The organism is Methylocapsa sp. S129, from assembly GCF_009765995.1.
Classification (GTDB): Bacteria; Pseudomonadota; Alphaproteobacteria; order Rhizobiales; family Beijerinckiaceae; genus Roseiarcus.
The window spans coordinates 190,682-203,809 of record NZ_LMUI01000008.1; the positions used below are offsets into that span (position 1 = coordinate 190,682).

12 protein-coding genes and 1 tRNA gene are annotated in these 13,128 nt (G+C 63.8%); 6 read left to right on the forward strand and 7 right to left on the reverse strand.

The window, feature by feature from the left end:
• Positions 1-18 precede the first annotated feature (18 nt).
• Positions 19-876 (forward strand): SDR family oxidoreductase, encoded by an 858-nt coding sequence (locus GSQ90_RS01795; RefSeq protein WP_158812761.1) that lies wholly within the window; start codon positions 19-21, stop codon positions 874-876.
• Between the two features lie 40 nt (positions 877-916).
• Entirely contained in the window at positions 917-2,509 is a 1,593-nt protein-coding gene (locus GSQ90_RS01800; RefSeq protein WP_158812762.1) for a GMC oxidoreductase, read from the forward strand.
• A 20-nt stretch (positions 2,510-2,529) separates the two neighbouring features.
• Here GSQ90_RS01800 and GSQ90_RS01805 read toward each other — a convergent pair whose 3' ends face one another.
• Both GSQ90_RS01805 and GSQ90_RS01810 read right to left on the reverse strand, forming a co-directional pair.
• Positions 2,530-3,339 (reverse strand): NAD-dependent protein deacetylase, encoded by an 810-nt coding sequence (locus tag GSQ90_RS01805; RefSeq protein WP_158812763.1) that lies wholly within the window; start codon positions 3,337-3,339, stop codon positions 2,530-2,532.
• A 481-nt stretch (positions 3,340-3,820) separates the two neighbouring features.
• Positions 3,821-3,896, reverse strand: a tRNA-Ala gene (locus tag GSQ90_RS01810).
• Between the two features lie 106 nt (positions 3,897-4,002).
• Here GSQ90_RS01810 and GSQ90_RS01815 point away from each other — a divergent pair.
• From GSQ90_RS01815 to GSQ90_RS01825, 3 genes are all read left to right on the forward strand, one after another.
• On the forward strand, positions 4,003-4,293 hold the full coding sequence (locus tag GSQ90_RS01815) for a YggT family protein (protein WP_158812764.1): 291 nt from the start codon (positions 4,003-4,005) through the stop codon (positions 4,291-4,293).
• Between the two features lie 79 nt (positions 4,294-4,372).
• On the forward strand, positions 4,373-5,437 hold the full coding sequence (locus tag GSQ90_RS01820) for a MaoC family dehydratase (RefSeq protein ID WP_158812765.1): 1,065 nt from the start codon (positions 4,373-4,375) through the stop codon (positions 5,435-5,437).
• A 10-nt stretch (positions 5,438-5,447) separates the two neighbouring features.
• On the forward strand, positions 5,448-6,038 hold the full coding sequence (locus GSQ90_RS01825; RefSeq protein ID WP_158812766.1) for a cysteine hydrolase family protein: 591 nt from the start codon (positions 5,448-5,450) through the stop codon (positions 6,036-6,038).
• 5 nt (positions 6,039-6,043) lie between these two features.
• On the opposite strand, the gene GSQ90_RS01830 is transcribed toward GSQ90_RS01825, so the two are convergent.
• The 4 genes from GSQ90_RS01830 to GSQ90_RS01840 all read right to left on the reverse strand — a co-directional run bounded on the left by GSQ90_RS01830 (position 6,044) and on the right by GSQ90_RS01840 (position 8,993).
• On the reverse strand, positions 6,044-6,820 hold the full coding sequence (locus tag GSQ90_RS01830; RefSeq protein ID WP_158812767.1) for a sulfite exporter TauE/SafE family protein: 777 nt from the start codon (positions 6,818-6,820) through the stop codon (positions 6,044-6,046).
• A gap of 2 nt (positions 6,821-6,822) precedes the next feature.
• Positions 6,823-7,455: a TetR/AcrR family transcriptional regulator gene (locus tag GSQ90_RS01835; protein WP_158812768.1), complete on the reverse strand. Its 633-nt coding sequence runs from the start codon at positions 7,453-7,455 to the stop codon at positions 6,823-6,825.
• Between the two features lie 228 nt (positions 7,456-7,683).
• Positions 7,684-7,809: a hypothetical protein gene (locus GSQ90_RS32650; RefSeq protein ID WP_256366581.1), complete on the reverse strand. Its 126-nt coding sequence runs from the start codon at positions 7,807-7,809 to the stop codon at positions 7,684-7,686.
• A complete protein-coding gene (locus tag GSQ90_RS01840) occupies positions 7,806-8,993 on the reverse strand; it encodes a dipeptidase (RefSeq protein WP_158812769.1) in 1,188 nt (395 codons plus the stop codon). Before GSQ90_RS01840 ends, GSQ90_RS32650 begins: the two co-directional genes overlap by 4 nt.
• Positions 8,994-9,104: 111 nt before the next feature.
• On the opposite strand from GSQ90_RS01840, the gene GSQ90_RS01845 reads away from it, so the two are divergent.
• Positions 9,105-10,454 (forward strand): UDP-glucose/GDP-mannose dehydrogenase family protein, encoded by a 1,350-nt coding sequence (locus tag GSQ90_RS01845; protein WP_158812770.1) that lies wholly within the window; start codon positions 9,105-9,107, stop codon positions 10,452-10,454.
• 12 nt (positions 10,455-10,466) lie between these two features.
• On the opposite strand, the gene GSQ90_RS01850 is transcribed toward GSQ90_RS01845, so the two are convergent.
• Positions 10,467-13,013, reverse strand: coding sequence for a bifunctional diguanylate cyclase/phosphodiesterase (locus tag GSQ90_RS01850; RefSeq protein WP_158812771.1), 2,547 nt, complete (start codon positions 13,011-13,013; stop codon positions 10,467-10,469).
• Positions 13,014-13,128 lie beyond the last annotated feature (115 nt).

Consider the following 13,128-nt stretch of genomic DNA (forward strand, 5'->3'; position numbering starts at 1 on the left):
CCCGAACAGGAGCCCCGCGTGACAACATCCGAGCCGACGACGCCCACTGAATCGACCGCGCCCGCACTTGCCCCGCAAAAGCTTCTCGCCGGGCAGAAAGCGCTGGTGACCGGCGCCAATTCCGGCATTGGCCGCGGCGTCGCGATCGCCTTGGGGCAGGCCGGCGCCGATGTCGTGGTCAATTATGTCGACGGCGACGATTCCGCCAGTGCGGTGGTCGATGAAATTCGCCGGTCGGGCGCCAACGCGTTCGCCTACAAGGCCGATGTGTCCTCGGAGGATCAGGTCGCGGGCATGTTCAAGAGCATGATCCAGCAATTCGGCACGATCGACATACTCGTCGCCAACGCCGGCCTGCAGCGCGATTCGGCGTTTCACCAGATGACGATGGCGCAGTGGAACATGGTGCTCGGCGTCAATCTGACGGGTCAATTTTTATGCGCGCGCGAAGCGATTCGCGAGTTCCTGCGCCGCGGAATCGTTCCTTCCGTGTCCTGCGCCGCGGGCAAGATCATCTGCATGAGTTCGGTCCACCAGCAGATTCCCTGGGGCGGTCACGCCAACTACGCAACGTCCAAAGGCGGCATCAAGCTGATGATGGAGAGTCTCGCGCAGGAGGTCGCGCCCAAGCGCATCCGCGTCAACGCCATCGGGCCCGGCGCGATCCGCACGCCGATCAACACTTCGGCATGGAATACGCCGGAAGCCTATAATCAACTGATGACGCTGATCCCTTATGGGCGGATCGGTGAGCCCGAAGACATTGCGCGGGCGGCCGTCTGGCTCGCCTCGGATCACTCGGACTATGTGGTCGGGACGACCCTCTTCGTTGACGGCGGCATGACGCTTTATCCCGGTTTTGCGACCGGCGGCTGAGCGCGGCCTGACCTCTGGGATTTCTGCAAGGGAGCGGCGCATGCCCGATGATCGCTACGATGTCATTGTGATTGGCAGCGGGCCCGGCGGCGCCGCGCTCGCCCAAAAACTTGCCCCCACCGGCAAACGAATATTGCTGCTGGAGCGTGGCGATTATCTGCCGCGGTCGCCCGCCAATTGGGATGCGCAGACCGTGTTCGTCGATGGCGCCTATCAGGCCGACGAGACCTGGTACGGCGCCGACGGCCGGACCTTTCACCCCGGCCTGCATTATTATGTCGGCGGCAATTCCAAGGTCTTTGGCGCCGCGCTGTTTCGGATGCGCGAGCGTGATTTCGACGAGATCAGGCACAGCGAGGGGATTTCTCCCGCCTGGCCGCTCAAATACGACGCGTTCGAGCCTTATTACGCGGAGGCGGAACGCCTGTTCCATGTACATGGGCAGCGCGGCGAAGACCCGACCGAGCCGCCGTCGAGCGGACCGTTTCCTTTTCCGCCGGTTTCGCACGAACCGCGTATTCAGGCGCTCAGCGACAGTCTGGCGAAGGAAGGCCTGCGCCCCTTCCATCTCCCCTTGGGCATTTTGCTCGACGAAAAGAACGGCAAGCCGACGCCGACCAGCATTTGCATTCGCTGCGACGCCTTCGACGGATTTCCCTGTCTGCTGAACGGCAAGGCGGATGCGCAGGTCGTCTGCGTCGATCCCGCGCTCAAGGCGCACCCCAATCTGACCCTGCTGACCGGCGCCTATGTCACGAAACTGGAGACCGACGTGGAAGGGCGATCGGTCGCCGGCGTCCATGTGACGAGGGAGGGGCGCGAGGAGCGCTACAGCGCCGACATCGTCGTCGTCGCCTGCGGGGCGCTGTCTTCCGCGCTGCTTTTGCTGCGCTCGGCCAATGACAAGCATCCCAAGGGCCTCGCCAATGGTTCCGATCAGGTCGGGCGCAATTACATGCGCCACAATCAATCGATCCTGATGGCGCTGATGCGCGAACCGAACGACACCATCTTTCAGAAGACGCTCGCCGTCAGCGATTATTATTTCGGGTCGGATGATTGGGAATTTCCGCTCGGCCTGATCCAGATGTGCGCGACCTCGCATGGCGCCCAGATCCGTGGCGAAGCTTTGCCGAGTTGGCTGGAATGGTTTCCCAAAACGCCATTCGAAGAGATGGCGCGCCATTCCATGGATTTCTGGCTGTCCAGCGAAGACCTGCCACGCCCGGAAAATCGTATCTTTTATGATGGCGACCGCGTGGTGCTGGACGTCGTCGAGGGCAATATGGAGGCGCATCGCCGCTTGAGGAAAAAGCTGGAGCAGATTCTCAACGCCGCCAACGCGCATCCGATGCTGCTTGATCGAAGCCTCTATCTTGGCAAAGGCATCCCGATCGGCGGCACCGCGCACCAGGCGGGAACGGCGCGCTTTGGCGCCGACCCTGCGACCAGCGTCCTTGATCTCGATTGCAAAGCTCATCAGCTCGACAATCTCTATGTCGCCGACGCCAGCTTCTTTCCCTCGATCGGATCGGTCAATCCGACATTGACGATCATCGCCAATGCTTTGCGCGTCGCCGACAAGATCAAGGAGCGGATAGGGGTGGGCGCGGCGCCGCCTCCTGGCGCGTGATGCGGCCGGTACGGGCGTAGTCACATCAGAAAAGCCAGCGCCGCCTCGCTTGCCCGCTCCACCTTCAGTGCGAGAAGCCCGTCCGCGCGGGTCCGGCCGAGGTTGACCGCGGCGATCGGCTTTCCAGCGCTCGCCGCCATTTGGGCGAAGCGGAAGCCCGAATAGACCATGAGTGAGGAGCCGACGATCAGCATAGCGTCCGCTTGCGCCAGATGGCGCGCGGCTGCATCGACCCGGTCGCGGGGAACGCTCTCGCCGAAAAACACGACGTCGGGTTTGAGCACGCCGCCGCAGCGCCGGCAGCACGGCGCGACAAAGGAGGAAAAGTCGACGTTTTCGAGATCGGCGTCGCCGTCCGGCGCATCGGCGGCGTCGAGGCCGAGCCAGTCGGCGTTTAACCGATTGAGTTCGTCTTGCAAGTCATCGCGCGGCGTTCTTTCCTCGCAACCCATGCAGCGGACGAGGTCGAGCCGCCCGTGCAAATCGATCACCCGCTTGCTGCCGGCCGCTTGATGCAACCGGTCCACATTCTGGGTCAGAAGAAGCTCGCTCCTACCCATCGCCTCTAACCTGGCCAAGGCGCGATGCGTGTCGTTCGGCCGCGCCCGGCTGAAGCGCCGCCATCCGAGCATGCTGCGCGCCCAATAGCGCCGGCGCGTTCCTTCCGCGCCCAAGAAGGCCTGATACGTCACCGGCTGCATCCTCTTCCATTTGCCGTCGGCGTCGCGATAGTCGGGGATACCCGACGTTGTGCTGCAACCGGCGCCGGTCAAGATGAAGAGACGTCGATGCCGGTCGACGAAGTCATGGAGACTGATGTATTGCGTCATGAGATCAAGGTATCGCCCGCTCGCTGCATAGGCGAGCTTCCCTATTATCGGGTGGATCGAATCTAAGGCGTGGCGGCGTTCGGACAAGGGTTGGCGAGAGCGGAGCCGACAATGGAGTTGTTTTGAGAGTGCGGGTAGAGAGTGCGCCCTCGGCGCCTGATGGAGAATGAGATCGTCTTACCGGACAGGCCGATCTGTCCGCGCCTCATCGTTCAATGATGCGCGTCGGCTCTGCCGCCCAACGTTCCCGTGACTAGCCCGATGCCGGCTTCGTTTCCGCAAAACCTTCGTCTCACGCAACCCGCGCGAACCGCATCCTGGGAAACGGAATTTCGCGCCCAGAGATTCGGTCAAAACGGGAGGCTCATTGAGCCGGCAGACCGTCCAATCGCCATGGAAAACTCGACCGCGCCCCGCCAACCTGCGGAACCGTCGGGCTTTTTCAAACCCAGGGTCGTTATGCCAGTCCGGGGCGACTGGCTGGTGGAGCTGAGGGGAATCGAACCCCTGACCTCTGCAGTGCGATTGCAGCGCTCTCCCATCTGAGCTACAGCCCCGCTGCGCGGGTCTTTACGTGCGCGCCCGGGGCGTGTCAACGAGGGAAAAGGGTCGGCCCGTTCGGGCTCGGCGTCCAAAGAGCCGCCTCGCGGTCAAGGAGTTGGAATGCGCGCTGTCCTCTATGTCGTTCTCGAAGCCCTCAACCTCTACAAATATGTCGTCGTCGGCGCGGCGGTCCTGTCGTGGCTGATCGCCTTCAATGTGGTCAATATCCGCAATGAATTCGTCCGCTCGATCTGGAACATGCTGGACGCCCTGACGACGCCGCTGCTGAGGCCGATCCGCAATTTTCTGCCGAATATGGGCGGTATCGACATTTCGCCGGTCATCTTGTTGTTGGGCATCATGCTCGTCGAGCAATTGATCGTGCTTTACGTCTATCCCTATGTGTTCTGAAGCTTGCCGGCTGCGCGGCGCGTTGACGCCGCCGGGCGAATGATTGTGTGGGGCGAATGATCTTGTAGGGGAGGCGCCGATGACCAAAACCCCAGCCGCCAAGACCGGCGCCGGTCGATTCTTCGAGGATTTTTCGGTCGGGCAGGTTCTCGTCCATGCAACGCCGCGCACCTTGAGCCATGGCGACGTCGCGCTTTATGCGGCGCTGTTTGGCGCGCGCTTCGCCGTTCAGTCGGCCGATACGTTCGCCGCGGCGATCGGCTATCCCCATAGCCCCATCGACGATCTGCTCGCCTTCCATATCGTGTTCGGCAAGAGCGTCGCCGATATCTCGCTCAATGCGATCGCCAATCTTGGCTATGCCGCTTGCCGCTTCCTCGAGCCCGTCTATCCCGGCGACACTGTGTCCGCCGTGTCGGAAATCATCGGACTGAAGGAAAACGCGAACCGCGAGAGCGGAATCGTCTATGTGCGCACGCGCGGGTTCAATCAGCGCGGCGTTGAAATTCTCGACTACGTGCGCTGGGTAATGGTGCGCAAGCGCGATCCAGCCTCGATCGCGCCGGCGCCGGTTATTCCCGAACTCATCAAGGCGTTGCCTGCCGAGAGTCTGGGCGGCGCTTGTCCCGCGCTCGATCCGGCGCGCTACGATTACGCTCTTTCGGGCTCGCCGCATCGCTGGGGCGATTACGCCATCGGCGAGAAAATCGATCATGTCGACGGCATGACGGTGGAGGAGGCCGAACATCAGACCGCAACGCGCCTGTTCCAGAACAACGCCAAAGTCCATTTCAATCAGTTCAGCGAGGGGCAGGGCCGGTTCGGGCGCCGGCTGATCTATGGCGGCCATGTCATCTCATTGGCGCGCGCGCTGAGTTTCAACGGCCTCGCCAACGCGTTCCATATCGCGGGCATCAATGGCGGGCGCCATGTCGCGCCGCTGTTCGCCGGCGACACGGTTTTCGCCTGGAGTGAGATTGTCGACAGCGCGCCATTGCCGGACCGCGCGGATGTCGGCGCCTTACGCGTGCGGACGATCGCGACCAAGAACCGCCCCTGCGCCGACTTTCCCTTGCGCGACGGCGAGGGCTATGATCCCGCCGTCATTCTCGATCTCGACATTTGGCTTCTCGCGCCGCGCTGAGAGGAGAGCCATGCGCCTGCCCTGCGACGCCGCCCTTATCGTCATCGACGTGCAGAACGCAATCGACGATTCGCGCTGGGGGCCGCGCAACAATCCCGGCGCCGAGGCGATCATCGCCGAGCTCCTCGCCGCCTGGCGCGCCGAAGCGCTGCCGATCTTTCATATCCGCCATGATTCGACCGAACCCCATTCACCCTATCGCCCGAACACGCCGGGCCATCCCTTCAAGCCGGAAGCTACGCCGCTGGCGGGCGAGGCGGTGATCGGCAAATCGGCAAACAGCGCCTTTGTCGAAACCGCGCTCGAAGAAGCGCTCGATGCGATTGGCGCGACGACGCTGGTGGTCTGCGGCGTGCTCACGAACAATTCAGTCGAGACGACGGTGCGCCATGGCGGCAATCTCGGCTATCGCATTTTCGTCGTCGCCGACGCCTGCTGGGCGGTCGACAAGCGCGATCTGACGGGGCGCCTGTGGCCGGCCGCCGATGTCCACGCTTTGTCGCTGGCCAATATGCAGGGCGAATATGCGGAAGTGGTCGACAGCGCAGCGGCGCTGCGCGCGGCGGCCATGGCCAATGCGCGCCGGCGCAAGCAGCGATGAGTGGATCAAGCGAGCGCTTTGTAAGCCATATAGAGCGCGATCGCGGTGACAAAACCGACTAGAGCGCGGTGCAGCGCGGTCTCGCTCACCTTGTTGGCCATGCGCGCGCCAAGGTCCGTTCCGACCCATAGCCCGAGCACTACGCCGCCGATCACCGGCCAGGACGCCGACCATCCTTCGCGCCAATAGACCCAGGCGGCTGGGATCGTCGTCGGAATCATCGACAGGACAAGGCTCGCCAATTGCGCCTGGCGCTGCCCCACGCCGAACCCGGCGCTGAGACCGACGGTGATGGCGAGGCCTCCGCCGATGCCGAGGAAGCCCGACGAAAATCCGGCGATGGCGCCGATTCCAAGCAAAGCGCCCCAACCCATGTGCGGCGTCGCGCGATCGGACGAATCCTCCTGTCGCCGACGCCGGAAAATCAGCAGGCCGTCCAATGCCGCGAGATAGACAACATAGGTCCAGCGCAGGACGCCGCTGGAAGCGCCGCCCGCCGCCAACGCGCCCGCGACGCCGCCGACAATAAAACCAGCGGCCAGCAGCGCCAGCCAGTGCATCGGGGTCCGGCTTCCACCTTGCCGATAGCGCTTTATTCCGGAAATGCTGGTCGGCGCTATCTGGGCGAAGAGAGAAACGCCCTGCGCGACATGCTGCTCGAAGCCCAACAGAAGGATTGAAAATATCGCCAATCCGCCTCCGGGACTGACCCCGAGAAGCCCCGACGTGACGCCGCCGACAAGGCCGACGCCGACGCCCACGAGGAGCTCGCTGAGCGGCAAGTTCAGGCGCTCCCGCCTGGCCTGGCTTGCCGATCGCCTTGCGCGAGCCCTTGCAGCATGCGGTCGATCACAGCGACGCAGGCGGCGACGTCGATCTCCTCTCCCCAAGCGACTTGCAGGACGAAGCCCTGGAAGACGGCGATGAAGGAACGGGCGATTGCGTCGGCGCCTAGGTCATCCGGCAACCTGCCCATACGCTGAGCTTGTGCGACCAGTCCGGCGATCATCGAACGGGGAATGTCGATCCCCTCGACGACGCGCGCATGAACGCGTGGGCTGCGCAGCGCTTCCGCCCAGCCATGGACGCCGACGCGCCGTCTTGGCTCGCCAGCCGGATCGGTCAGTCCATGCGCATAGGCGCGGACAAGCGCACGGAGTCCTTCGATCGGGTCCTCCGCTTGTTCAGCCGCGGAATTCAGGATCGCTTCGCTTCTGTGCCGGTCGTCGGCGAGCGCTTCGATAATGTCGTCCTTGCTCTCGAAATAGCCATAGACGGCGCCATGGCTCATGCCCGAGCGCTGCACGATGTCGGCCATGCCGGTCTGGTGGAATCCATTCTCGGAGAAACAGCCGAGGGCGGCTTCGAGAATCTGTTGGCGACGAGACTCGCGCTGGCGTTCGCTGATTTTGGGCATTGGAGCGCTCGATCAATAAAACTGACTGATCAGTCTTTTTATCAGGAAGAAGAGCGCCAATCAAGACGGAGCGGTTGGGGCGCGTATCACGCCAGCGTTGGGGCGGGGATGATCGATCGCAAAAGCGTCGACTACTACGGACGCGGCGGCCGGACAAACGCCCGGCGTTCGTATCGAGAACCAATCCTGACGAGGATTATCAGAGCCTCGGTCTGGATTGCTTCGTCGCTACGCTCCCTCGCAAAGACGATGGAGCGCTTCGAGCATCTCGATCTGGCCGGCGCCCTCCGTCAACGACAGGATTTTCGCGCTGGGCTGGCCGATCGGAACCGGCGCGAGTGTTCTCGAACTCACGTCGCCGGATAATCTTCCAGCCTCCCCAGCGCGGGCCCTTTCTCCTTCCGCAATCGCTCGCCCACCCGCTCCACTTCCCGCATCGCGCGCAAAAAGTTGCGCGATGCGATCTTGGCCAGTGCGCCGTCGGAAAACCCGCGGTGGATCAATTCGGCGAAGAGGTGGGGGAAGCGGCCGACATGTTCGAGGCCGAGCGGCTGGGCGCCGCCGAAGAAATCCGAGCCGATGCCGACATGGTCGATTCCCGCCGTCGCAACGAGATAAACGATGTGATCGGCGAGCTCCTCCAATGTCGCGCGCGGCGCGGGCCCGTGCTGTGTCTCCAGCGCCGCGAGCGCCGCCTTCGGGTCCGCGACGACGGGCGCGGCGCCGGTGCGGCCGCGCGAATGCGCGAGCCAGTCGCGCAGTTTTTGCGAGATGAAGCCGGGCACGAAAGTCGCCATCACGAGCCCGCCATTGTCCTTCAGGCGGCGCAGCACATCGTCGGGCGCATTGCGCGGATGATCGCAGAGCGCGAAAGCGTTGGAATGCGAGAGCACGATCGGCGCCGCCGTCACATCGAGCACGCGCCGCTGCCCGTCATGCGAGACATGCGCGCAATCGACGACCATGCCGAGCCGGTTGAGTTCGCCGACCACCGCGCAGCCAAAGGCGTTGAGGCCGCCGACGCGCGGCTTGTCGGTCGCCGAATCGACCCAGTCGAGGCTTTCATTGTGGCACAGCGTCATCAGCCGCGCGCCCGCCGCCTGCCAGATGCGCAAGGGGCTCAGCGAATTCTCCAGGCCGACGCCGCCTTCGACCGCGATGAACGAGGCGATCTTTTTGGCGCGCCGCGCCTTGGCGACGTCGCCGGCGCGGCGTGCGGGCAGGAACACGTCGGGATAGAGGTCCTCCATGCGGCGGATAAGATCGATCTGCTCAAGCGCCGTGCGCGCGGGATGAGGCGCGCTGGTCGGCTGGAACGCTGCCCAGAATTGCGCGCCGACGAGGCCTTCGCGAAGTCTCGGAATATCGGTGTCGCCGCTTTGATGCTCGCGCCTGAGATCATAAGCCGCGATGTCGCCGCGCGCTTCTCGATCGATGCGAATGACCCAAGGCAGATCGTTATGGCCGTCGAGAAGGGGAATCCGTTCGAGCAAAGCGCGCGCCTGCGCCAAAGCCTTGTCCTGTCGCATGCTCGTCATGACCCTCGATCAAAATATGAGATTCGAGACAATCATCATTTCCGGGCCGGCGACAAGTCACGACCCGTTGTTTGTGGTTGCTGCGCCATCCCTTGAAGCGAAGGTTTATCGATGCGCATTGCGATGGTTGGGACGGGCTATGTCGGGCTGGTGTCTGGGGCGTGCCTGTCGGACTTTGGCCATGAGGTGGTGTGCATCGACAATGACGGCGCCAAGATCGAGGCGCTGCGGCGGGCCGAGATTCCGATCTTCGAGCCGGGATTGGGCGAAATCGTCGCCAATAATCTGAGCGCCGGCCGGCTGTCCTTCACCGACGATCTGGCCGCTGGCGTTCGCGGCGCCCAGGCGATCTTCATCGCGGTCGGCACGCCCACCACGCCGGGCCAGGAGCGCGCCGATCTGTCTTATGTCTTCGAGGCGGCCCGCCAGATCGGGCTGGCGATGGAGAATTACGCGGTTGTGGTGACCAAATCGACGGTTCCGGTCGGCACGGGCGACGCCATCGCTGATATTATCAGGCAGGCGGCGCCCAAAGCGCGGTTCTCGATCGTCTCCAACCCGGAATTCCTGCGCGAGGGCTCGGCGATCAAGGATTTCAAACTGCCCGACCGCATCGTCATCGGCGTCGAGGACGATGAGGCCGCGCGCATCATGAGCGACATCTACCGCCCGCTCTATCTCAACCAGGGGCCGGTGATGTTCACCGGCCGGCGCACCGCCGAACTGATCAAATACGCCGCCAACGCCTATCTCGCGATGAAAGTGACGTTCATCAACGAAATGGCCGATCTTTGCGAGGAGGTCGGCGCCGATGTGCAGGAAGTGGCGCGCGGCATCGGGCTCGACAATAGGATCGGGCGCAAGTTCCTCAACGCCGGCCCCGGCTTTGGCGGCTCGTGCTTTCCCAAGGATATGCTGGCTCTGGCCGAGAGCGCGCGCGAGGCCAACGCCCCGTTGCGGCTTGTCGAGACGGTGATCGACATCAACGAAAAGCGCAAGAGGGCGATGGCCGACAAGATCATCCGCGCCTGCGGCGGGTCGATCGCGGGCAAGACGATCGCGGTGCTTGGGCTGACGTTCAAGCCCAACACCGACGACATGCGCAGCGCGCCGAGCCTCGTCATCGTGCCGGCGCTGCAGGGGGCGGGGGCGACGGTGCGGGCGTTCGACCCGAAGGGGGGCCGGGCGGCGCAGGAGCTGCTGCCGGGGGTGGCGTTTGCGGAGGGTCCCTATGATTGCGTAGCGGGCGCCGATGCGCTGGTGATCATCACGGAATGGGAAGCGTTTCGCGCGCTTGACCTGGCCCGCGTCAAAGCCTCGATGCGCCAGCCGATCGTCGTCGATCTGAGGAACATCTACCGCGCCGAGGATATGACCGCGCTCGGCTTCGTCTACGACAGCGTCGGACGCGGCGCGCCTGGAGCGACTGGCGTCACGGGGCGTCCGCGCCGGGCGAAATAAGCTTTTCCGGCGCTAGGCGGCCGCGATCTTCTTTTGAAACAGGTCCGGCAACGCCCTGGCCGGGCAGGGCCGGCCGAAGAAATAGCCCTGCACTTCATTGCAGCCGTGCACGCGGATCTGATGGAGTTGTTCGATAGTTTCGACGCCTTCGGCCGTGGTGGTCATGCCGAGCGCCGCGCCCATGCTGGCGACGGCCTTGACGATCGCCGCGCAATCGCCCTTTTCGCCGAGGTCTTTGATGAAGCTGCGATCGATCTTGATCTTGTCGAACGGGAAAGACCGGAGATAGCTGAGGCTGGAATAGCCGGTGCCGAAATCGTCCATCGCGATCCGCACGCCGAGCGCGCGCAAATGATTGAGCGTGGCGATCGTGCTTTCGCTATTGGCCAGCAGGGCCGATTCGGTGATTTCGAGCTCAAGCCGGAGCGGCGAGAGGCCCGAGGCGTCCAGGGCCGAGACGACAGTTTGAACGAGCGTCAGGCCCTTGAATTGCGCCGATGACAAATTGACCGCGACGCCGATATGCTTTGGCCATGTCGCCGCCTCGCGGCAGGCCTGCTGGATGACCCAGGCGCCGAGCGGCACGATCACGCCGATTTCTTCGGCCACGGGGATGAATTCGGCGGGCGGCACCATGCCGCGCGTCGGATGATTCCAGCGCAGCAGCGCCTCGCAGCCGGTGATGGCTTCGGTTTGCGCGTCGACCTGGGGCTGGTAGTAGAGTTCGAATTCTTCGTTGGCGACCGCGCGCCGCAGGCTCATCTCAAGCAGGCGCCGTTCCTGAATGCGCGCGTCCATCGCGAATTCGAAGAAGCGATAGGTGTTGCGCCCTTCCGACTTCGATCGGTACATCGCCATGTCGGCGTTCTTCAACAGCGTATCGACGTCCGCGCCATCGCCGGGGCAGACCGAGACGCCGACGCTGACGCCCAGATAGACTTGCCGCCCGTCCAGATCGAAGGGCTCCGCCATCGCCTCGATAAACCGCCGCGCCAGGCTTCCGGCCTGCTCCGGTTTCTCGATGTCGTCCTGCAGCACGACAAATTCATCGCCGCCGAGGCGGGCGAGCGTGTCGGTCTCGCGCAGGCAGCGCCGAAGACGCTCGGCGACCTGCTTGAGCAGGAGGTCGCCGATGGGATGGCCATGCGTGTCGTTGACCGTCTTGAAATTGTCGAGATCGAGATAGTGGATGCAGAACATGCCGCCGCGGCGAATCCGCGCCATCGCTTCGCCGATGCGATCGCGCAGCAGGCTCCGGTTGGGCAATCCCGTCAATCCGTCGTGCGATCCCATATAGCGGATCTGTTCCTCCGCCCGGACCGCCTGGGTGATGTCCTCATGGGTCGCGACATAGGCGCCGCCGCTCATCGGATTATGGGCGATCCGCACCGTGCGGCCGTCGCGCAACGGCACGCGCGTGCTCCTTGCGCCTCCCGCTGCGTTGGCTTCGTCGGCGACATCGAAATAGGTCGCCATCTCGATCGGCGCATTGCCGATCGCGGCGCGATAATCGAGGATGCGCTGCAGCGGCGTGCCGGCCAAGGTCAGTTCGGGCGGCAGCGCGTAAAGCTCCCGGTAGCCGGCGTTGCATAGGATGAGGCGCTTGTCGGCGTCGAACATGCACACGCCATGCGGGATGTTCGTCAAAGCCGCGTCGAAACGTTCGTTTTGCTCGGCTAATGCTTGCTCGGCTTTGACCCGCGCGGATACGTCATCGTAAGTGATGATCCAGCCGCGCTCGCCGTATGGGGCATAGTTGATCTCGATCGTTCGGCCGTCGGAGAGGCGGCTGAGATGTTCGCCGGGCGTGCGATCGGCGAGCCGTTTGCGCCATTGCTCGTAGGCCTGCTCGACGCCGCGTCCGAAATAGTGACCGAGCGTCGCCGCCGCGACGATCAGATCATAGGCGCTGACGCCTTCGCGCAGCGCGCCCGCGGGATAGCCGACAAGTTCGGTGAGCCGGGAATTGAAGTTCCTGACGCGCCATTCGTCGTCCAGCATCAGGAAGCCTTGATGCATGTTGTCGAAGGTCGCCTTCAGCATTTCCGTGCCGGCCGCCAATTCGGCTTCCTTGGCCCGCAATCTCTCGCTCTCTCGCTCCAGATCGCCGTTGGCCAGACCGTCGCTTCGATGAGTGGACAGCGACGGCCAGCCGGCGCCCTCATGGGGCGCCCGCTTTGCGGCGCGAACCCGATGGAGCGCGCGCACCAGCCGGGCGATCTCGCCTTCCGGCATCGGCGACATGACGAACAGACGGTCGGACCGCTCCGCCAGCGAAAGGAGAGCCCGATGCGCGGCGGGCGCGACGCAGGCGATCACCACGACATCGGGCGCCGCAGACAAAATCTGCTCGACCATGGGCGCAGAGGCGGCCGATCCCTCGACAACGACGAACTCAAACGGCTGGCCCTGACCGATGGCGGCGCGAATGGCCTCAAGCGCCTGCTCGCCGTCGCAACGGATGGTCAGATCGAAGGAGGCGGACACCGGAAGCGGGGCCGTCGCGATGGGGGCGCGCCCATCGGCGACCGCAAGAACTTTGGCCGTATATCCAGGCATACCGGTTCCCCCCGAGGAACGGCCGGCTGTCTGAAAAAGCGGCGGGCGCGACTCGAATGGAAGATTTATTGTCTGATATTTGTTTATCGTGCGTTAAAGACAGGCAAAATCGCCC

Bases quoted from the DNA above. Each gene is read 5' to 3' on its own strand.
- GSQ90_RS01845 (WP_158812770.1), top strand. From the start codon at position 9,105: ATGCGCATTGCGATGGTTGGGACGGGCTATGTCGGGCTGGTGTCTGGG.
- GSQ90_RS01835 (WP_158812768.1), bottom strand. From the start codon at position 7,455: ATGCCCAAAATCAGCGAACGCCAGCGCGAGTCTCGTCGCCAACAGATT.
- GSQ90_RS01825 (WP_158812766.1), top strand. From the start codon at position 5,448: ATGCGCCTGCCCTGCGACGCCGCCCTTATCGTCATCGACGTGCAGAAC.
- GSQ90_RS01815 (WP_158812764.1), top strand. From the start codon at position 4,003: ATGCGCGCTGTCCTCTATGTCGTTCTCGAAGCCCTCAACCTCTACAAA.
- GSQ90_RS01800 (WP_158812762.1), top strand. From the start codon at position 917: ATGCCCGATGATCGCTACGATGTCATTGTGATTGGCAGCGGGCCCGGC.
- GSQ90_RS01840 (WP_158812769.1), bottom strand. From the start codon at position 8,993: ATGACGAGCATGCGACAGGACAAGGCTTTGGCGCAGGCGCGCGCTTTG.
- GSQ90_RS01850 (WP_158812771.1), bottom strand. From the start codon at position 13,013: ATGCCTGGATATACGGCCAAAGTTCTTGCGGTCGCCGATGGGCGCGCC.
- GSQ90_RS01805 (WP_158812763.1), bottom strand. From the start codon at position 3,339: ATGACGCAATACATCAGTCTCCATGACTTCGTCGACCGGCATCGACGT.
- GSQ90_RS01820 (WP_158812765.1), top strand. From the start codon at position 4,373: ATGACCAAAACCCCAGCCGCCAAGACCGGCGCCGGTCGATTCTTCGAG.